This is a genomic window from Flavobacterium aeripolare (genome assembly GCF_013294025.1).
Lineage (GTDB): Bacteria > Bacteroidota > Bacteroidia > Flavobacteriales > Flavobacteriaceae > Flavobacterium.
The window spans coordinates 147,012-168,579 of the sequence record NZ_JABSNL010000006.1; the positions used below are offsets into that span (position 1 = coordinate 147,012).

10 protein-coding genes are annotated in these 21,568 nt (G+C 35.0%); all 10 read left to right on the forward strand.

Annotated features, from left to right (window positions below; translation table 11 throughout):
• Nucleotides 1-155 precede the first annotated feature (155 nt).
• A complete protein-coding gene (locus tag HNQ00_RS08805) occupies nt 156-2,438 on the forward strand; it encodes a beta-galactosidase (protein ID WP_173837963.1) in 2,283 nt (760 codons plus the stop codon).
• 92 nt (nt 2,439-2,530) lie between these two features.
• Entirely contained in the window at nt 2,531-3,985 is a 1,455-nt protein-coding gene (locus HNQ00_RS08810) for a hypothetical protein (protein ID WP_173837964.1), read from the forward strand.
• A 121-nt stretch (nt 3,986-4,106) separates the two neighbouring features.
• Nucleotides 4,107-5,558, forward strand: a complete 1,452-nt coding sequence (locus tag HNQ00_RS08815) for a sulfatase family protein (protein ID WP_173837965.1) — start codon at nt 4,107-4,109, stop codon at nt 5,556-5,558.
• 593 nt (nt 5,559-6,151) lie between these two features.
• The gene (locus HNQ00_RS08820) at nt 6,152-9,352 is read left to right on the forward strand and encodes a SusC/RagA family TonB-linked outer membrane protein (protein WP_173837966.1); all 3,201 of its coding nucleotides are present in this window, start codon (nt 6,152-6,154) and stop codon (nt 9,350-9,352) included.
• Between the two features lie 12 nt (nt 9,353-9,364).
• Nucleotides 9,365-10,840, forward strand: coding sequence for a RagB/SusD family nutrient uptake outer membrane protein (locus HNQ00_RS08825; RefSeq protein ID WP_173837967.1), 1,476 nt, complete (start codon nt 9,365-9,367; stop codon nt 10,838-10,840).
• 117 nt (nt 10,841-10,957) lie between these two features.
• On the forward strand, nt 10,958-12,286 hold the full coding sequence (locus HNQ00_RS08830; protein ID WP_173837968.1) for a hypothetical protein: 1,329 nt from the start codon (nt 10,958-10,960) through the stop codon (nt 12,284-12,286).
• Nucleotides 12,287-12,374: 88 nt separating this feature from the next.
• Nucleotides 12,375-13,853 carry a sulfatase family protein gene (locus tag HNQ00_RS08835; protein ID WP_254598469.1) on the forward strand — a complete coding sequence of 493 codons (1,479 nt, stop codon included), beginning with the start codon at nt 12,375-12,377 and terminating at the stop codon, nt 13,851-13,853.
• A 12-nt stretch (nt 13,854-13,865) separates the two neighbouring features.
• Nucleotides 13,866-15,668, forward strand: a complete 1,803-nt coding sequence (locus HNQ00_RS08840; protein WP_173837969.1) for a right-handed parallel beta-helix repeat-containing protein — start codon at nt 13,866-13,868, stop codon at nt 15,666-15,668.
• Between the two features lie 34 nt (nt 15,669-15,702).
• Complete coding sequence (locus tag HNQ00_RS08845; RefSeq protein ID WP_254598470.1) at nt 15,703-17,277, forward strand: sulfatase family protein; 1,575 nt, start codon at nt 15,703-15,705, stop codon at nt 17,275-17,277.
• A 171-nt stretch (nt 17,278-17,448) separates the two neighbouring features.
• The gene (locus HNQ00_RS08850) at nt 17,449-21,564 is read left to right on the forward strand and encodes a hybrid sensor histidine kinase/response regulator transcription factor (RefSeq protein ID WP_173837970.1); all 4,116 of its coding nucleotides are present in this window, start codon (nt 17,449-17,451) and stop codon (nt 21,562-21,564) included.
• Nucleotides 21,565-21,568: the final 4 nt, after the last annotated feature.

Genomic DNA, 21,568 nt, shown 5'->3' on the forward strand with positions numbered 1-21,568 from the left:
ACTTTAAAATTTAACATATCCAAAAAAAAAGCATTTTAAAATAGATAATATGATAGTAATGAGAGGTAAATTTAAGAACTCTTTAATAGCATAAATGTTTTTACTTAGCGAATTACAGTAGTACCAATTTAAAAAGTAAAACTAGTTTAATATAAATGAAGACAAATAAAAAAAATGTACTTTTTGGCGTTTTGATGGTTTTAGCAACCAATGTACAAGCGCAAACGTCAGAAATAAATGTAACTTCTAAAATAGCAAATTTACAAACGCTGATTCACGACCTAGAGGGTAGAAAAATTGATTCTTACAAAGAAAAGATGACGGTACGTGTTGCCGAAGTATTTTTAAAATATGCTCGCTGGGATGAGAAAAACGTTGCTTTTAATCAAGATGCCTTCAAAATGGTTAACATTTACAAGGATCAAGCTGGAAAACTAGCTCAAGAACTACCTGAATTTGAAAGGAAAGACATCCTAACAATGCTTGATGCATCAATAAATACCGCAACACAGCTCAAAGAAGGAAAAATTAGTAGAAAGCCATATCATGAAATAGATTGGTCTAAAATTGTCGTTAAGCAAGATCAATTACTATATAATGATAGACCTGTGTTTCTATCTGATTACACATGGAAACCAGAAACGAAGGAACTAACAGACTATTTTGGACAGCTAGACGGCTACCTTTTAAGTCCGATGCAATTAGCCGATCAAACAGGAGAATTAGTAGCTAAAACAAAGAAAGAGTTACAAGAAAAAGCTTCTGGAAATGCAGGATTTATTTTTATTGCAAACAATAATGTGCCGCAATGGACGGCAAAAGCTTACGGGGATCAATTTAATAAAATCATAGGAAAACCATTTACAGCTTATGACATTGATAATCCTGGCGCTAGAAACATGATGAGTGATTTGTTTGCAAAGACGGTTCCGTTTATAGCAGCTAAAAACTACTCGCAACTAGGCTACATGCTGATAAACGAGCCGCGCTGGGCAAATTATACAAACGGAAAGAAGAAAGTATATTTTAGATCAGATGTGTCTAAATACACTATTGATAAATTCATCACCTGGCTTAAAGACAAACATGATTCTATTGCAGCGTTAAATGCACTATGGGGAACCAATTTTTCAAACTTTGATGCAGTTGCCACTGCTGTACCAATTGATATTTCGACAATGGGAACAGCAAAATGGTACGATTGGACCACCTTTAATCAAGAGCGTGTTACACAATGGATCGCGTTTTTAAAAGCTGAAATTATTAAATATGACCCGGCAGCAAAAGTACATTTGAAAATAATGCCTTCTATTTTTACGAATAATGATGCTGATAGTGGTATCGATTTTGAGGCTTTGACTACCTTAAGTGGTATCAACGGTAATGATGTTGCAGCGCATTACAATAATACAAGAGAAACTGCCGACTGGCAAGCTGATTACGTATTAGGTTGGCGAGAACTGTTTATGGGGTATGACTTTCTAAAATCAATACAGCCTGACCAAATTAATTTTAATTCAGAAAGTCACTTAATAACAACAAACCACGCTAGGGATTTATACATGAATCCCAAATATGTTAGAGCGGTAACCTGGGCGGCACATACATTAGGATTAAATGCTACGCAAACTTGGTACTGGCCCAGAGCAGAGGATGGTTCTTTCAAGAAGAAATTGACAAATGCTTATGCGGGTTCGCTTAATCAACAGCCTAGAGTGACTCAAGAGCTAGAGAGCACGATGATAGATTTGAATACTTTTAGTGAAGAGATCACGGCAATGCAGGAGCAACGCAAACCAATTAGAGTTTTTTATTCTAAAACTACAGCAAATCAAAAGGCTGCTTATATGGATGATCTTTTTAAGCTGTACGAGAGTTTAAATTTTGAAGGCTTGCCTTTAGGTTTTGCTACAAGTAACAGTATCCAGCGAATTGATAGTAAAAATTGGGATGTTATCGCAATTTATAAAACAGAGAAAGTGACTCAAGCGGAGTTTGATGCAGTACAAAGCTATTTGAACAAGGGAGGGAAAGTACTTATTGACGATGTAAGTTTTAAATCAGATGAATATGGGCGTCCTTTAAAGCCACTAGTGAAGGCGGCAGGTACGTTACAAATTGTTTCTGTTGCAGAGAATATGAAAAAGTCAGCACTCGAAATAGTACAAAATCTTGACCATATGCCTAAGGTAACTGTTGAAGAAGTTGTTATAGGAGCTAAGAAAAAATGTACTTGGAGAAGCGTTACAGCTAAGGACGGCCGTCAGGTCTTATCGGTTATTAATTTGGGAAAGGAAGCGATACAGATAAAATTTAAAATGACTAATTCAACACATGGAGTTGTATGTACTGATTTGATTAATGGAGTAGCAGTTGCTGCAACACCACTATTAAAACCGTACGAAGTGTACTTTGTATCGGTCTCTGAGCAAAAGTAAAAAAGCGCACGCTTACCGTTGAAACATTTAGTTTGAGAATATAATGCCTTTGAAAAAGAGGTCTCTTTTGAAACTATTAAAATAATTTAGGAATGAAACTACCCATAAAATACAGTTTGCTGTTACTAAGTTGTGGCATGTTTGCGCAGTCTTACAAAACCGTTTCTGTTGTTGATAATTACAACAATTGGGGTTGGAACAATGTATTAGTTGCTAAAAACAAGTTTATTACTGTTGCTGTAGTACCAGACGCTGCAGGGAGAATGCTCCAATTTGATTTGGGTAAAACAGCTTCATTATGGGTAAATCCTAAACTGCTAGGACGCAAATTTGCTGCTGACGATAAAGTTAAAATGCAAGACTGGCGCAACTTTGGTGGGTACCGCCTTGTGCCCATACCAGTAGATAATTTTGCTGTCAACAGTAATGGAGAAAGAACGAAGCGCTGGCCGCCACCGGTTATAATGGGCGATAGTCCGTATGACGCTTTTGTATCTACTGATGCAGCCGCCCACCAGCTGATTAATGTGAGTTCAGGAATTCAAAATCTTCCCGTACCAGTATTTGATCGCACTATAAATACATTCAGTACTGTTCTTAATTACGATGAGCAATTACAGTACAAGCGTAGTATGTATATCGAGAAAGGGAAAAGTCTGGTTTTTATTACCCATAGCTTGCTAAATAAAGGAGCAACCACAATTGAAAGAGGGCTTAAAATTACTAGTCAGCATCCTACTAGAAGCGAACCTCAACTAGAAGACGGGGAGAATTTTTTAGCTTATATTCCCATTTCTAACAAGGATGTATTGCCAAATGGTAAATCATTTGAAATCATGTTGACACCGCAATCAAGATGGAACTTTGTAAATAAAAACAGGAAACCATTAGATAAAAATAATGCAGAGGATGTAGCTAAATATTTCAATAGCGGGACAAACTGGAAAGGGGAGGTTGCTCCTGGGGTATGTGAGTTGCATTATGATTACGATTTGATGGGTGGCGTGCATTTTATAGCTGCAAAATCATGGATAGGCTTTGTAGACAAATTAAAGAAGACTGCTTTTGTCACTATTTTTGAACCCTATAGTAAAAAACTAAATTATGAGTATGGTGCCAATGCTGAGATTTACAACAGTGGCTTAGAAACAGGATATTTAGAAACAGAAATTAAAACAGCGATTCACACCTTAAAACCTGGACAGCGTTTTGATTATAACGAAATCCAAGCTGCAGCAAAAATAGCAAGTACACCCATTCTTGATGTGAATAAAACAGGTATAATTACACAAAAACTCCATCTAACAAAAGACGGAATAGCTCATGGTGCTTATGGTGTTTTTATCCAAGGTAAAGCTATCGTAATTGCAAAAAACAATCAAGGTGAAATCATTAAAAAAAGAACATTAGGAAATGTAAGTCCGTTAAAAGCGTTTACTTTTGATGCCTATTTAAAAGAGGAAAAAGCAGTGGCTACTATTGCTATTTATATCAAAGCAGCTGGTGATCTCTATTTATTAGATAGTGTTGACGTTACTAGTAATTGAGGGTAATTTCTATTAGTAACGGGATAAAAAACAAGTACGAATCGCGATGTAAAAAGTATAATTTTGAAAGACAGTGCAACTTCTTGTTGTCAAATTTAATTTCGAATAAAAAGAAAGAGATATGAATAAAGTATTAGTTGTGTTATTTGCTGCAACATTAGCGTCATGCACAGGAGCAAAAGGACAGACGGCAGAAACGAAGTCTTCGAGACCGAATATTATTATCGTGATGACGGATGATATGGGGTATTCTGATGTAGGTTTTAACGGCTCTAAGGATATTACCACTCCAGAAATTGATCGATTAGCTAAAGAAGGAACAATTTTCACCTCGGCGTACGTTGCACATCCATTTTGTGGCCCCAGTAGAGCCGGATTGTTAGCGGGTAAGTATCCGCATGAATTTGGTTCTCAATTCAACCTTCCTGCAAACAGTGAGAGAACTGTAGGAACTGGAATTCCGTTATCAGAGAAATTTATTAGTAGCGTTTTGAAAGATTCAGGATATCATACGGGAATCATAGGAAAGTGGCATCTTGGCGCTGTTCCTGGATACGAACCACAAAATAGAGGTTTTGATGAGTTTTTTGGTTTCTTAGGAGGAGGTCATGATTATTTTCCAAATGAGTACCAACCTAAATATGAGAATTTAGTGAAGGCAGGCAATAAAAATATTTTCGAATATTTATTTCCTTTGCTTCGAAATGGGAAAGAAACGAAAGAAACAGAATACATAACTGATGCGTTTTCTCATGATGCCGTTAGATTTGTAAAAGATGCATCTAAAAAAGAAACGCCATTTTTTCTTTATCTAGCCTACAATGCTCCGCATACTCCGTTGCAAGCTAAAGCGGAAGATTTAGAGAAATTCAAGGATATTAAAGATAAAAACAGACGCACCTTTGCTGCCATGGTATATGCCGTTGATAGAGGTGTGGGAGAATTAGTAAAAGTCTTGAAGGAGACGAATCAATTTGATAATACCTTAATTGTTTTCTTGAGTGATAATGGCGGTAGAGTAGATCATGGGGCTAATAACTACCCGCTTCAAGGTGCTAAAGGGGATACTTATGAAGGAGGATTTAGAGTTCCAATGTTTTTCCATTGGCCTAATCATGTTCCAGCAGGAAAGCATTTTGACTACCCAGTTTCTTCTTTAGATTTCTATCCTACTTTTGCTGGTTTAGCACATGCTGCTATTCCAAAAGAAAAACAACTAGATGGAAAAGACATTTGGAACGATGTTATTACAGGAAATAATCCTAGAAAAGGACAAATGATATTTGCTATGCGTCACCGTTCAGGTTTCTCAGATGTAGGAGTTAGATTAGACCAATGGAAAGCTGCAAAAGCCTATAACGGTCCTTGGAAATTGTACAATATTAATGAGGATATAAGTGAAAAGAAAGACATAAGTAGGCAACATCCTGAGCAACTAAAAATTATGGTAGCTGGAGCTAAAAAATGGAGTGAAGGTCACGAAGAGCCGTTATGGTTTGATCCAGTAGAATTAAAGCAAGTTTGGAAAGACAAAAACATGGCTCAGTTTCCCAATACATTTAAAATTGATTAATCGAAGTTTGAAATAATTAGTGAATAGACTTGATTTAATTATCAGGCTCTAAAATTTGATTATAGTTTGTTTAAATAGTTTGGTTCTAAAAGAGAGAAAAATTACTTACCGTAATATTTTCTCTCTTTTTTTTTGTTTGTGACGTAGCGGTAGCTCTTATTTAAAAGCAGTTTTTAGCTAGCGGGCTTTTAACTATGTTATGTTATTGTTATTTTGTATATAATGTTAAGTTATTGATTATGAATCATTTAGTACTTATGTTGTCGAATGTCTTTAGCTAATTTATTCAGAAAGACATTTTATTTACCCTTAGAAACATCCTGCGGAAATAATATTTGAACTTTTACATCATCGGAAATAAATGTGAATATTGTAAAATATATTAGGAAATTTTATTCAGATGCAAATTATAATAAGGGTTGATTACGGTATTCGTAAGTTTACCGTTTCTCAGATCGTTAATCAGTTCGAAAATGATCGAATTTGCATCTTAAATTGATTTTTTTTTAAATATTTTAAAAAGGAAGCAAATTATGACGAGCTATTTGTGATTTCTAAATGCTTAAACACTAACAATTTTAAACTAAGGCCTAATGAAGAAAACCAATACTAAATTAACCAAATCAAGTACTTCACTAAAACTACCTTCGCCTCTAAAGGTCTCAACAAAATTTATGGTGGTGGCTTGCATGGGAACGATGCTTTCGATTAATGCGAACGCGCTAAATTTATCTAATCGTAGTTTTACACATACAACGATAGACAATTTGACATCTACACATGATAGTACAATGTCTTGGAGTACTACGTCATTACTTCCAAGTAATGTAAAACAGCAAACTCAAGTTACAGGAGTTGTTAAAGACGAGGCTGGTTTTCCTATTCCTGGAGTCAATGTCTTAGTTAAAGGTAGTACAAATGGAACCACGACTGATATTGACGGAAATTATACGCTTACAGTTTCAAGCGATGCAAAAATTCTAATTTTCTCCTACTTAGGTTTGAAAACAGTTGAAATAGCTATAACTCAAAGTGGTGTTGTAAATGCTACTTTAAAAAGTGACGCTGCCGCACTAGATGAGGTAGTTGTAGTGGGATATGGCACAGTAAGAAAATCAGACGTTACTGGATCTTTAACTTCTGTAAGCACTGAGGATATTAACAAAACTCAAAACACATCTATAGCACAAGCAATTCAAGGTCGAGCGGCAGGTGTTACTGTTTCTAAAGGTTCTGGTGGACCTGGTGCCACTCCCACAGTACGTATTAGAGGAGTAGGCACAGTTAACAATGCTGATCCATTGTATGTTGTAGATGGTGTGCCAATTACTGATATTTCAAGTGTAAACATGGCTGACGCAAAATCAGTTGAGGTATTAAAGGACGCATCTGCTACTGCTATTTACGGTTCTCGTGGAGCTAATGGTGTTGTTTTAATCACTACAAACAGCGGTAAAAAAGGAAAAACAATTATTAGTTACAAGACATTTACTAGTTCAGAAAAACGTATTGATAATTTAGATGTATTAAATTCTGAGCAATGGGCTACACTTTATAATGAAGCAAATGTAAATGATGGTCGTGCTGCCGATCCTTTCTTAGCCGATCCATCTTCTTTACCAAATTATAACTGGAAGGATGCTGTTTATAGAACAGGAACATTACAAAGTCACCAACTTGCCGCTTCAGGTGGGTCAGATAAATCTACGTTCTATGTTGGTTTTGGGTACATCAATCAAACTGGAGTTGTTGAAGAGTCTAGTTATAAAAGGACTAATTTTAGAGTAAACAATACCTATCAAATAACACCAAAAATAAAATTAGGAAACAACATACAGTATTCAGTTTCAAATACAAATTCGGTTCCCTCATACGGAGTCAACTCTAATGCTAAGGCTGCATTTAGCGGATTTTTTATCGATCCAGTAACACCATTTTTTAATGAAGATGGTAGCTATGCACTACCTAAATATGCCGCACAGCCTATTAACCCTTTTGGTTTAACAAAATATGGCGTCACTCCTGAGAAAAAGGAGAGCTTTTTAGGAAGCGTCTATATAGATGTTGATATTATAAAAGATTTGTCTTTTAAATCTAATTTTGGATTACAAGTAAATAATACTTCATCAGATAACTTTCAACCAGCTTATTATGTATCGCCTATGTTTAGTTCGCCTGTGAGTACATACAATTTAAGTAGGGCAGAGCGACGTTCTATTGTCTTATCCAATACTTTAAATTACAATAAGAAAATAAACAATAAGCACTATTTCACCGCTTTATTAGGACAAGAGATTCAAAACTCGAGTAATAATAATATAAATGCAAGTAGAAATTCAATACCTACAAGTGTGGGACAACCTACCATTAATGCAGGAGACGTGTCTTCTTCAACAAATGGTGGTACAAGAGCTGAGTCTAAGTTGCTTTCTTTCTTTGGGCGATTAAACTACAACTTTGATGATAGGTATATCTTAACAGGTACTTATCGTGTTGATGGTTCTTCCCGTTTTGGATCTAACAATAGATGGGCAAAATTTCCATCCTTGGCAGCGGCATGGAACCTACATAAGGAAAACTTTTTTAAGGTAGATGCAATTAGTCAGTTTAAAGTTCGTGCTGGTTGGGGAGAAACGGGAAATCAAAATATTCCTAACTCAGCAGTGTACAATACATTAAATGTGGGTACAAATTCAATTTTTGGTAAAGATGAGTTAACCGCTTTAGGGATTGCGCCATTAACGCCAGGAAACGCTAATTTAAAATGGGAAACTACGATTACTACTAACATTGGTATCGATATGGGATTCTTTAAAAATGCCATTACCGTTACTGCAGATTATTTTATTAAAAATACTTCGGATATGTTATTGGCTAGTCCAATATTATTTACCTCTGGTTATGCTAATAGTCCGTATACAAATGCTGGGAATATCGAAAACAAAGGTTTGGAATTAAGTTTAAATTACAAAAAGACAATCAAAGACTTTTCTTTTAATGTGGGGGGTAATATCTCTTTTATTCGTAACAAAGTAACAGCTTTAGCCTCAGAAGGAAGTATTATTTTAACAGGAGACGGGAATAATTTTTATAATATTTCTCGTACTGAGGTGGGGCATTCTTTAGCTTCGTTTTACGGATACCAAATGCTGGGTATTTTTCAAAACCAAGACGAAATAGATTCTAGTGCTTCACTATTAAATACACAACCCGGTGATGTAAAATATCAAGACGTTGATGGTGATGGAGAAATTACAGATAATGACCGTAAATATATAGGGTCGCCATTTCCTAAGTTTACCTATGGACTAAATTTAGATTTGGCATACAAGCAATTTGATTTCACTGCTTTCTTTCAAGGTAGCCAAGGAAATAAAATTTATAACACAACAGATTATTGGTTAGAAGGGGATTTGGCTTCAAATTCAAGTACTACTGTACTAGGTAGATGGACCGCTGAAGGAACTTCTAATTCAGTACCTAGATCCACATTTACAAATGCGGGAATTAATAATCTACAATCGAGTCGTTTTGTAAAAGACGGATCTTATTTAAGATTGAAAAATGTGCAGTTAGGTTACACCCTAAACAAGTCTGTTTTAGATGCTATCAACTTGCAAAACTTAAGGGTTTATGTTGCGGCACAAAATCTATTGACTTTTACAAAATATGATGGAGTAGATCCTGAATTAGGAGTGGATAGTTCACAAGATAGTCCTTTAGATCTTGGTATTGATAGAGGTAGATACCCATCAGTGCGATCATTATCCCTAGGTTTAGATATTAATTTTTAATACATAAAAACGATGTATACACACAATATAATAAAAAAGAGCGTAACCTATTCTGGCTTGCTACTAGCAACATTGTTCTTATCATGCAGCAAAGATTATCTAGACGTTGAATCTTTTGGAACGCCAGAAGTAGAGAATTTTTATAAAACTCCTGCAGATGCAGAGCAAGCACTAAATGCTGCTTACTCACCTATGCGCGAAATTTATGGGAAGGAAAACTTTTGGGCTGTGATGGGAACAGATATAATTCAAGGTGATATAGGAACCGATGACTTTATTAAAGGAGGGAATCGACTAAATGACAATGTACCTTTATTTGAAAAAGAAAGTTATACTATTTCGACAACAAATATTGCCATAGAGCAAACTTGGCAAACTAATTACAAAGGAATTTTATATGCTAATTTAATTATCAATAAAGTGGCTGCCATAGATTTTGAAGATGCAGACCGTAAGAAAGAATTAATAGCTGAAGCTCATTTTTTAAGAGCATACTATTACTTTGATTTAGTAAATTCTTTTGGCGGTGTACCCTTGATTGATCCATTACAAGAAGCTGGTGATTACGATATTCCAAGATCAACTACAGAGGAGACCTATCTTTTTATAGAAAATGATTTAAAAATGGCGCTAGCTGATCTACCATCTAGGTTTAGTAAACCTAGCTCATACCTAGGACATGCTGATAAAGGTGCTGCACTGGGCTTGATGATGCGTGTGTCTCTATATCAAAACAAGATGGAGCAGGTTAAATTATATGGCGAGCAACTATTTACCATGCCGTACAAGTTAGTAAATTTAGCTACTGTTTTTCAGCAAGAAGGGGAGTGGAGTAGTGAGTCTATTTACGAAATCAATTTTGCTACTAATGCAAGTATATTAGGTACAGGTATTACGCAACGCATTTCTCCTAGGTCTAAGCGAGGTGGAGGCTTTATGCAAGCTACGGATGATTTACTAAACGAGTTTGAGGCAAATGACCCTAGAAAGGCAACAACATTTTATAAACTTAATGAACCGTCTGCATACGGCACCGGTTGGTATATACGTAAATACTCATGGGATCCTTACAGTAATTACCCAAAACCTACTATCGGAGGAACTAACAATAGTGCAAATAATATACGTGTAATGCGTTTGTCAGATGCTTACTTAATGTATGCTGAAGCAATTTACAAAACTGATCCTTCTACAGCAGTAGGTTATGTAAATAAGGTTCGTCAGCGCGCCAGAGGTACAATGGCTGCTACTATTGTTCCAGATCTACCTACTACATTAACAGGAACCGCAATGCGTGACGCGATTTATCATGAGAGGAGGGTAGAACTAGCGGGAGAAGGTTACCGTTACCATGATTTGATACGTACAGGAAGAATAGAATCGATTCTTGTACCTCGTGGTTTTATCATTGGTAAACATGAAGTAATGCCTATTCCTTACTCACAAGTTACCCTATCTAAAGGAATCTTAGTGCAAAATAATTATTAATGTAAGTAGCAATTGCTTTGTCTCTATATTGATTTATACTACTGATTGAAAATAGGTATTAAACCCATATATGTGTTGAAATACTGATCGAATGATCTCACAACAAATAACAAAATTATGAAGAAATCAGTTTTGCTACTAATGTTAGTAAGCAGCGCGCTAGGAATGGCTCAAACACGTTTGACAGATAATGAAAATAGATTTTATACTGATACATTCAATAAAAAAGAAGTTGAGGTACAACTCACAGGTCAAAATAGTGAAAATGACAGTGATTTATTGAATGCCAAAATTACATCCTTATCAAATGCGGGTGGTGGTACAATCCACATTAGAAAAGGATTATACTATTTAATTGACATTTTATTAAAGTCAAATATTCATCTTAAAATTGATAAAGAGGTAGTACTGCAACCTTATTTTTCTCCTAATAGTAAGAAGGTAAGTAGTACAATTTTTGAAGTTGGTAAGCAATTTAAGGTCGAAAATGTAGCCATTACAAATGCTGATGAGGATAATGAGGATAAGAGCACTTGGTTCTCTGCAGTATTTCCTAAAGGAGACTATCGTATGAAAATAATAACAGCATGTAATGTTCGAAATTTCAAATTTTCAGGTTTTAAGATAAAAGATTCTTATACACCTTTCTCGAGTATTGCTTTAAACTTACCAGATTCAAAAGATCGTAATGAGGTTGCGACAGGCGGAATAGTTAAAGACATCTTGTTAGTTGATAGTCATGTAGGTTATGGAGTAATTCAAATTCAGGCTGCAAAAACTGTTCTGTGTAAAAATTTAGAAGGTATAGGTGGTGTTACTATGCGTGTAGAAACAGGAAGTGGAGAAACAGGAACAGCAAACATTATGACTGTAGATGACATTGTGGGACGTAACATTAAAGTAAAAAATGGAGATGCTGCTTTAAACCTTTCTCCTCATAGAGTAAATCAAGGTCGAGTGGATGCCGAAGGAATTTTTGCCGTTAATTCTAGCTTTGCAGTTCAAATAGCAGCTGGCTTTAAGGATAAAAAATTAGGTGGTGTAGACAACATGGGTACGTTTGATCATAATTCATACATAGGAAATATCAAAGCAACTGGTGGTATAGGAGCTCAGGTAAAAGCAAAGGATTTTATGTATTTCAATTGTGATGAGCAAAAAGAAATGATTGCTAAAAAACAAAATCCAGACAATGAGAGTACTCCAGGTCGCTCAATAAGTGTTATAAGGACTAATGCAACAGCATCAAGCGGCTGTAAAAACGGTAAAGATGGTGGCTGCTATGAGGTGCATATTGGAAACATAGAAAGAACTAATACCAACTTTGTAATGACAGAAGATTATACCTTCAAGAATATGGGAAATACTGATTGTAATGTGGCGATACCGGGCATGAAAGCAAAACACGGTAAAGAGAAATCTAAGGTGGGCTCTAAGAAAAAGTAAACTACAATAACAAACTTTACACCTAAGTAGGTAATGTAATTGATGTACTATTTCCTGTAAATGAAACCATCCAATTTAATAGTGTGCTATGAAAAAATCTATAAAAATATTATCCATTTGCATTCCTGCCTTAATAATGATTGTCTTTCTCTCTAGCTATGTAGAAAGAAGCGGAAACAATGTGAGAGAAAAAGAACAAAGGCCTAACATTATTCTATTTGTTGCTGATGATCACGGTGTTGATGCACTTGGTTCTTATGGTAATCCCGTTATTAAAACACCCAATTTAGATAAGTTAGCGGCTGAGGGAACTCGATTTACAAATGCGTATTGTACAAGTGCTAGTTGTGCTGCCAGTCGCTCTGTGCTACTTACAGGGAAATATGGTCATGCTACTGGCTCATACGGTCATGTTCACGATTACCATCATTTTAGCACTTACGACAGTATTAAGTCACTACCTATTTTATTAGAAAAAGCGGGTTATTTAACAGCAAGAATAGGCAAGTACCATGTGGCTCCAGAAACAGTTTACCATTTTCAAATAGTGCTCGAAGCTAATCCTAGAAGCACTTTTGAAATGGCCGAAAAATGTGAAAGTGTTTTAAATTCAGATAAGCCCTTCTTTCTATATTTCTGTACTGATGATCCACATCGTGGAGGCCCATTTAAACCTGCTGATTGGAAAACACCTAACAATTTTGGTAACAAACCAGAAGGTTATCCTGGCGTAAAAACGATTGTCTACGATCCTAAAGATGTTCTAGTGCCAGATTTCATGCCAGATACCCAGAAAAGTAGAGAGGAAATCGCTCAATATTATCAAAGTATTTCTAGAATTGATCAAGGCTTTGGTAAGTTGATGGAGATGTTAAAAAAATCAGGAAAGGATAAAAACACGATTGTTATTTATATATCAGATAATGGTATGGCCTTTCCAGGAGCCAAAACTACGGTGTATGAGCCGGGAATTAAATTGCCTTGTATCATCAAAGACCCTTTCGAATCAAAAAAAGGTACTGTAAATAATGCCTTGATATCATGGGTCGATATGACGCCTACAATCTTAAATATGGCGGGAGTTCCAATTACTAAAAACGAATTTCAAGGTCGTTCTTTCGAAAAAATAATTGGAGAGGAAGATCCGATAGGTTGGGACGAAATAAATGTATCTCACACCTTTCACGAAATAACCATGTACTACCCAATGCGCGTAGTACGCAAAGGAAATTATAAATTGATTTGGAATATTGCCTATCCATTAGAATACCCTTTTGCTTCTGATCTCTGGGATTCATCAACCTGGCAGGCAGTGTACAGGAATAAAAGTGAATTCTATGGTAAGCGTAAAACGCAAGACTTTTTACACCATCCTCAATTTGAATTATTCGACCTAAAAAATGACCCTAACGAAGTAAATAACTTAGCTACCAATGCAAAGTATGCAACGATTTTAAATGAATTAAAAGTTAAAATAAGGGAATTTCAAACTAAGACAAATGATCCCTGGCTAATAATGTGGGGAGATCACGACAGTAGCCTGCAAGGTTCAGGAACACATCTTTAAATAAGTTAAAAAATGAAGCATATATTGATAAGGATTAACATACTAATTGCGCTGTTTATTTCTATAAGCTCGCTTGCTAAAACTACTATTGAAATCAAGCACCAAGATGGTGATATGACAGAGGTAGTACGTAATGCAATTGAAGGAAATACAGATAAAGAGCTTACGATAGTTTTTGAAAAGGGCAAGTACCTATTCTTAGCTGATTTTGCAGTAAATAACTACAGTTACATCACTAATCACAGTAATGGGTTAAAAAAGATAATCTTTTTATTAGAAGGATATGATTCTGTAGCAATAGAAGGTAATGGATCAGAATTTATTTTTCATGGACAAGTGGCGCCATTTCAAATAAAAAACTGTAAAAAGGTAACAGTAAAAAATCTTAGTATTGACTGGGACATTCCCTTTGTATTTCAATCTAGGGTTGTTGCTGTAAATCAAAAAGAGAGCTATGTAGATGTAAAACCTTTTAGTAAAGGATTTTCATGGAGTGTAGAAAAAGATAGAATCTCATTTCCTAATGTTGATGGGTTTTCTTTTTTTGAAATGGGTAGTACACTGGAGTTTGATTCAAACGAAAAACGAGCTGCAGATGGTGCATTAGATTACTCGCTAGGACCTCGCTGGGTTGAAGTTATGGGAGACAGTATTATAAGAATACATGATCGTTTTAGAAAATATCCTGAAATAGGTAATATTCTAAACTCAAAGGGTGAAGGCGAGCAAAATAGATATGCTCCTGCTTTTCAATATACTAATTCACAAAATATTTTGCTGGAAGGAATTATTGTCCATCATGCTCTTGGTATGGGATTTTTATTCGAAAGATCACAAGATATTGTAATTAAAAAATGTGGTGTTTATGTGCGTGAGGGTGCTGATAGAGTAGTTTCTACAATAGCCGACGCCACACATTTTAGTAACTGCAAAGGAGCTATTTTAATTGAAGATTGCACATTCAAACAAATGCTAGATGATGGAACTAATGTACACGGAACTTATGTAGAAGTCAACAAAATAATCGATAAAAAAACACTTGTTGTAGAATTAAAGCACAAAGAACAAATGGGTTTCGAATTTGCTTCTGCAGGAGATGAGGTTTGGATTATTATGCCACCTAGTCCAGATAGAGCAGCTGTAAATGTAGTTGCAGAGACAAGCATTATCAATGATCGTTTTATCAAAATTAGATTTAAAGAGGCGCTTCCAGTAGGATTGAAAAATGGTGCTATTTTAGAAAATAAAACTTGGAACCCTACATTTACAATGAGAGGTTGCACTATAAAAGATCACCGAGCACGTAACGTGATTATAAAAACACCTTTAAAAATTATTATCGAGAACAACAATTTTTCGTCAATGATGTCTGCTATTCAACTGAGGGGTGAAAGTTTCTTCTGGTATGAGTCAGGTGCGGTCAATGACGTATTAATTCGCAATAACCATTTTACAAACTGCTGCTATGGTGGTGCCGAAGCGGCTATATTATACATCACTCCTAGGTTAGGGAAGGTTTTTGATAGTAAAGCGATCTACGATAAAAACATTCGCTTTGAAAATAATACAATAGAGTCATCTTCTAATAGAGTGGTATGGGCAGATCGAGTGGCAGGATTAACAATTGCTAATAATACTATTATTCAAAAAACAGCTGCGCATAATCTGTATCCCTTAGCGCCTATATTCGAATTTGTAAATTGTAAAGACGTCGAAATAACAAATAACAAGTATGAAGGTGCCAATAAAAACGGTGTCAAAATGGATGTGATCTCAAAGAAAACAGTCACTCAAAATGGAAATGCGGGCTTTTAATAGTCCACTTAATTAATAATATAAATATGCAGCTATGATAAGTAAAAAAAATAATATGATTCGAAATTCCTTCACCTTCTTAGCCACTATCATTTTGTTTTTTGATGGATATGGTCAAAAGAAAGAGCTGGTTGATTTAGTCAATAAAAAGCCCAATATAATCTTTATATACGCAGACGATTTAGGATATGGGGATTTGGGAATCTATGATTCTCAAGGAATTAAAACACCTAATATTGATAAGTTGGCAATTGGAGGTATAAAATTTACAGATGCTTATGCTACATCAGCCACATGTACACCTAGTAGATATGGTTTGCTAACGGGAAGTTACCCCTGGCGCAATGCTAAAGCTAAAATTTTGCCAGGGACAGCACCCTTGTTGATTGATACACTGCAAATGACTATCCCTAAAATGCTACGTGCTAACGGTTATGATACTGGAATTGTAGGTAAGTGGCACTTAGGTTTGGGTACAGGTAACGTAGACTGGAACAATCACATTAGCCCAGGACCTAATGAGGTAGGTTTTGACTACAGCTTTATTATGGCAGCAACGCAAGATCGAGTGCCCACAGTATACATTCGGAACGGAAATGTTGTTGGTCTTGATCCCAAAGATCCTATTGAAGTAAGTTATAAAACTAATTTTGATGGTGAGCCTACAGCACTTTCTAATCCAGAGATGTTGAAGATGAAGTGGCATCATGGTCACAATCAAAGTATTGTCAACGGTATTCCAAGAATAGGATTCATGAAAGGTGGTGCTAGTGCAAAATGGGTTGATGAAGATATGGCAGATACTTTTCTAGAAGAAGCAAAGAATTATATCAGCAGTCATAAAAAGGCACCTTTCTTTTTGTATTACGCGTTACAACAACCGCACGTGCCTCGTACACCTAGCCCTAGATTTGTAGGGGCATCAGGATTGGGACCTAGAGGCGATGTTATTGTAGAGGCAGACTGGTGTGTAGGACAGCTTATGGAAGAGCTGGAAGCTCAAGGACTATTAGAGAACACCTTGATCGTATTATCAAGTGACAATGGTCCCGTTTTAAATGATGGCTATTACGATGATGCCGTTGAAAAATTAGGCAACCATAAACCAGCAGGATTGTTAAGAGGTGGTAAGTACAGCTTGTTTGATGGCGGTACTAGAGTTCCGTTTATAACGTATTGGGATGGTACTATTCAACCTGGGGTTTCTGATGCTGTTGTTTGTCAAGTCGATTTGTTAGCATCACTTGCCAAGCTAGTAGGAAGTAACGAAACGAATTATGGAGACAGTCAAAATCTGCTTAATGAATTTGTAGGGAATAGCAAAGAAGGTAGAAAAACACTTGTTCTAGAGGCTAATTCTAAAACTTTAATAAGACAAGGAGATTGGATCATGATACCTCCTTACAAAGGTGCTTCAAAGATTAATACAGAAGTAAATATAGAAATGGGAGCAGATGATGACTACCAATTGTATAATACTAAGGAAGACATTAGCCAAAAAAATAACTTAGCTAAAAAGTTCCCTAAAAAACTGAAAGAGTTAAGAGATAGCTTCGAAAAAATAAGAGGGGTAGATTATGGAAATGTAAGCGAACTAAAACTACAGTAACCACAAATCAGAGGTATAATAGGCAATTCTCTAGAAATGGTTTTCTAGAGAATTGCTATTTCTAGTTTATAGTATTTAATTTTTCATAGTATATTGCCAACAAATAAATGAAAAATTCAATTTTGGTGGTTATATTTACATAATAAACGATTTTAAATCATCATTTCCTCTATGTTTTATAAACTCATAAAATATATATTTTTACTACTGTGCACTTTTAATCTTCTAGCGCAGAGCCAAAAAATATCCTACTCTAAGAATATATCTATTTCAGATGGTCTCGTACACAATGGAGTAACATCTATTCTTGAAGATAGTAAAGGCTATATATGGATTGGGACCTACGATGGTTTAAATCGCTATGACGGCTATGAGTTTGACACCTATAAAAACATAGTTAGGGAAGAGCTAATGGTAAATAACCGTGTCAGGTCTCTCGCTGAAGATAAAAAAGGTAACATCTGGATAGGAACAGATGACGGCTTGTCAATTTACAATTATTCGACAGAGAAATTTAAAACTATTTTCACGAGTAAATTATTATCAGAAGGGAAAAATGGTCCTATAGTTAGAAAAATAATTATTGCTCCTGCTCAGGATCTTATTTTATGTGCGACAGAGGGTAGCGGTTTATTAATTTTTAATAGTGATTACAGTTTCAAAACGCGATATATTCCAACTTCTAGAAGTAATGTTACCTTTTACGATGGCTGTTTAGTAGGCAGTAATACCTATATTTTTTCTACGTCTATAGGTTTGATTAGTTTCAATATTTCAACAAATAAATTTGAGAATATTTTAAGTACAGCTATTACTGAAAGTAGGTCAATCATAAAATTTGCTAAGGGTAAATTATTAGTAACTCTTGATAATGGTATTGCCATTGTTAATTATGAGGAGAAAGCAAATTTGCTCTCGTTTAAAATTGTACAAACTGATTTAGAGCAATATCAGTTTGTATGTGCAGCTATTGATCACTTGAACAACTTATGGCTAGGAACTGCTAAGAATGGCTTTCTGAAAATAAATGACAGCAAGTCTTTTTTAAAGAATGAGAAGTATAAAATAACCAACTTCAACCTTGCCGAAAACATGCTGCGGGTAAGCTGCATCGTACCTTTAAAAAACAGTTGTTGGGTGGGGAGCTATAACAAAGGAATTTTTAAGTACAATCTCAATTCTAATCCATTTAAACACTACGATACCAGTTTAGAGCAACCCTATGGATTAACGTCTAATGAAGTATATAGTATCACTGATCTTGATAAAGACAGAGTATATATTTCTACGTTACAAGGAGGTTTGAATTTGTTCAACACACGCTTGGAGCGATTTGAACCACTACCTTTTGCTATTCCAAAAAAGTTAATCAGTAAGATTGGTGCTACTTATGTGGATTCGAAAAAAAACTTGTGGTTTAAAATTTTTGGCGACGGTTTGTATCGGGTAAAAAATAAATCATCAAAATTAGAGAAAATTGCTGCTGTTGATTCTGAGGTTAAAATTGTGGATGCCAAGGGGATCATAACTGAGGATTCCTATGGTAATATTCTCCTAACAACCTCAAAGGAGTGTTATCGAATTATTCTTGACAAGAATGAAGATGTACAAGATGTCGAAAAACTAAGCAAACATGCCTTGTTTTTTAAAAATAAACTTCCTCTTATAAAATGTGTTTATGCTGATCCATTATATAAAAATATTTTATGGGTAGGTACTAATGTTGATGGTTTACTACGCGTGGCATTCGATAAAAGCAAAAAATTACAAAATGCAAGGGTTGACCAATTTAGATATGATGGTAGAAATCCAAGTGCTATATCGAGTAGTTTTGTTACATCAGTATTGCGCTTACCAGATAATAGTTTGTGGGTGGGTACAGAGCGTGGAGGGATTTGTAAAGTAGAAAATAGTAATAAAACTCCCAAGTTTATCTCCTTTTCTGAAAAAGAAGGATTGTCTAACAATGTCGTTAAAAGTATGGTTTTTGACGGTAGAAAATCACTCTGGATTGGTACAAATAATGGTTTAAATAAGTTTGATATCGATAAACAAAGCTTTCAAAAATTTAATGTGGTTGATGGTTTGCCATTTGAAGATTTCAATTATGGTTTTACTAGAATGGAGAATGGCTTACTGCTGTTTGCCGGGTTTAATGGTTTCTGCTATTTCAATCCTAATGCGCTTCCACATTCTGAGGCACTGCCAAAGTTAGAGCTTGGAGATTTGAAAATTTTCAATAGTATTGTAAAACCTAATGATACAATTAATGGAAGGGTGATCATGAAGTCACGCCTGAGTGAACTGCAGGAATTACTTTTAAAATACCACGAGAATGTCTTTTCTATTGGTGTAACCTCGCTGCATTATTCTTCTCAAAAAAATCATTTTATAAAATATCAATTACTACCAATTAATAAAGATTGGATTGAAATTCCGTCAAGCCAGCGCAATATTTATTTCAATGGTTTACCACCGGGATCCTATACTTTAAAAATAAAAGCATCTAATACTCTAAATGAGTGGACAAAAATTAAAGAATTAAAAATTACAATCAGCTCCCCTTGGTGGAAGACCTACTGGGCGTATTTGATTTATTTTTTATTGTTATTAGCTGTGGGGTACGTAATACTTTACTATGTTTTAAAAATGCAAAAATTAAAGCATGATCTCGATGTTGAGCAACTTGAAAGTAATATTGGTAAAGAGATTAATGCAGCTAAATTGCTGTTTTTTAGTAATATTTCGCACGAAATCAAAACACCACTTACACTAATATTAGGTCCCGTAGATTCTTTAAGAAATAGATTCGAAAATAATTCAGAAGTGAGTGATACGCTTCAAATAATCCAGAAGCAAGCTTCAAAGATAGGAGCATTGGTCAATCAGGTTCACGATTTTCAGAAAGCGGATGCTAATCTTTTAAAGATGAATTATTCTTATTTTAATTTTAATCATTTTATTGAAGATTTGGTTTCAGAATATCAGTTTATATCATTGAGTGAAAATAAAAGTCTTGAGATTGTTGCTGCTCCAGCCACTATCTATGTGTACGCTGATAAAGATAAATTAGAGAAAATATTTAATAATATACTTACTAATGCCTTTAAGCATACAAAGGCAAAAGACGCAATACTTGTCAATTATAACATAGTTGATAAAAATTTGAATGTGGCGATATCTGATGAAGGCAGTGGTATTCATAGCGCTGATTTACCACACATTTTTGAAAGATTTTATCACTCAAAAGTTAGTGAAAAAGCCTATTACGGTGGCTCGGGAATTGGCTTGGCTTTTTCGAAACAATTAGTAGAAATGCATTTTGGTTCTATCGATGTTCAAAGTGAATTAGGGAAAGGAACAACAATTTCCTTGCAATTACCTATTGTACATACAGAATATTCATTAAGTCAAATGCAAATCGAAAACGAAGTCTTAGAGTTAGAAAATAATAATATAGAGCCTATCGTTTTAGAGCCTGTTGCAGCAGAGAAATTACATTTTGATTCTTCTTTTTCAGAGGCTAAAATTTTTATCGTAGAAGATAATTTAGATTTACGAAACTATATTTCCGGAATGCTAGAGAAGTATTTAAAAATCGAAGTTTATGTGAACGGTAGAGAATGTCTTGATGCGTTAGAAATTAGCTGGCCTGATCTTATATTGAGTGATGTCTTAATGCCCGAAGTCAATGGTTTCGAACTTTGTAAAAGTGTAAAGTCTAATATTAAAACGAGTCATATTCCGGTTGTTTTACTTACCGCTTGTACAACAATTGATGATCAAGTAAAAGGATTAATTGATGGAGCAGATGCTTACATTGAAAAGCCATTCAATATGCAGCATTTATTAGCAACAATTGAATCAATTTTGCGAAATAGGAAACAATTGCGGGAACGTTTTATGATCGAGTTGCCTCTTACTCTAGAGGTAAATGATAACGCTAATGATCACATTTTTTTAGAAAAATTATATAGTTTAATGGCTGAAAATCTAGATAATCAAGACTTAGATTTAGATCATTTTGCTAAAGATTTATATTTAAATCGAACTCACTTTTATCAAAAAGTTAAATCCCTGACAAACTGTACCCCATTTGAACTATTGAAAGCTTATCGTCTGAAAAAGGCTTCAGAATTTTTAATGGCCGGCACCTTCTCAGTTAATGAGGTATACATCATGACCGGTTTTAAAAGCCGAACGCATTTTAGTAAACTATTTAAGGAAAAGTACAATTACACCCCTGGAAAATATGCTGCTGAGATTGCAAGTAAATATGCCGAATAATATC

Bases quoted from the DNA above. Each gene is read 5' to 3' on its own strand.
- HNQ00_RS08805 (WP_173837963.1), top strand. From the start codon at position 156: ATGAAGACAAATAAAAAAAATGTACTTTTTGGCGTTTTGATGGTTTTA.
- HNQ00_RS08810 (WP_173837964.1), top strand. From the start codon at position 2,531: ATGAAACTACCCATAAAATACAGTTTGCTGTTACTAAGTTGTGGCATG.
- HNQ00_RS08815 (WP_173837965.1), top strand. From the start codon at position 4,107: ATGAATAAAGTATTAGTTGTGTTATTTGCTGCAACATTAGCGTCATGC.
- HNQ00_RS08820 (WP_173837966.1), top strand. From the start codon at position 6,152: ATGAAGAAAACCAATACTAAATTAACCAAATCAAGTACTTCACTAAAA.
- HNQ00_RS08825 (WP_173837967.1), top strand. From the start codon at position 9,365: ATGTATACACACAATATAATAAAAAAGAGCGTAACCTATTCTGGCTTG.
- HNQ00_RS08830 (WP_173837968.1), top strand. From the start codon at position 10,958: ATGAAGAAATCAGTTTTGCTACTAATGTTAGTAAGCAGCGCGCTAGGA.
- HNQ00_RS08835 (WP_254598469.1), top strand. From the start codon at position 12,375: ATGAAAAAATCTATAAAAATATTATCCATTTGCATTCCTGCCTTAATA.
- HNQ00_RS08840 (WP_173837969.1), top strand. From the start codon at position 13,866: ATGAAGCATATATTGATAAGGATTAACATACTAATTGCGCTGTTTATT.
- HNQ00_RS08845 (WP_254598470.1), top strand. From the start codon at position 15,703: ATGATAAGTAAAAAAAATAATATGATTCGAAATTCCTTCACCTTCTTA.
- HNQ00_RS08850 (WP_173837970.1), top strand. From the start codon at position 17,449: ATGTTTTATAAACTCATAAAATATATATTTTTACTACTGTGCACTTTT.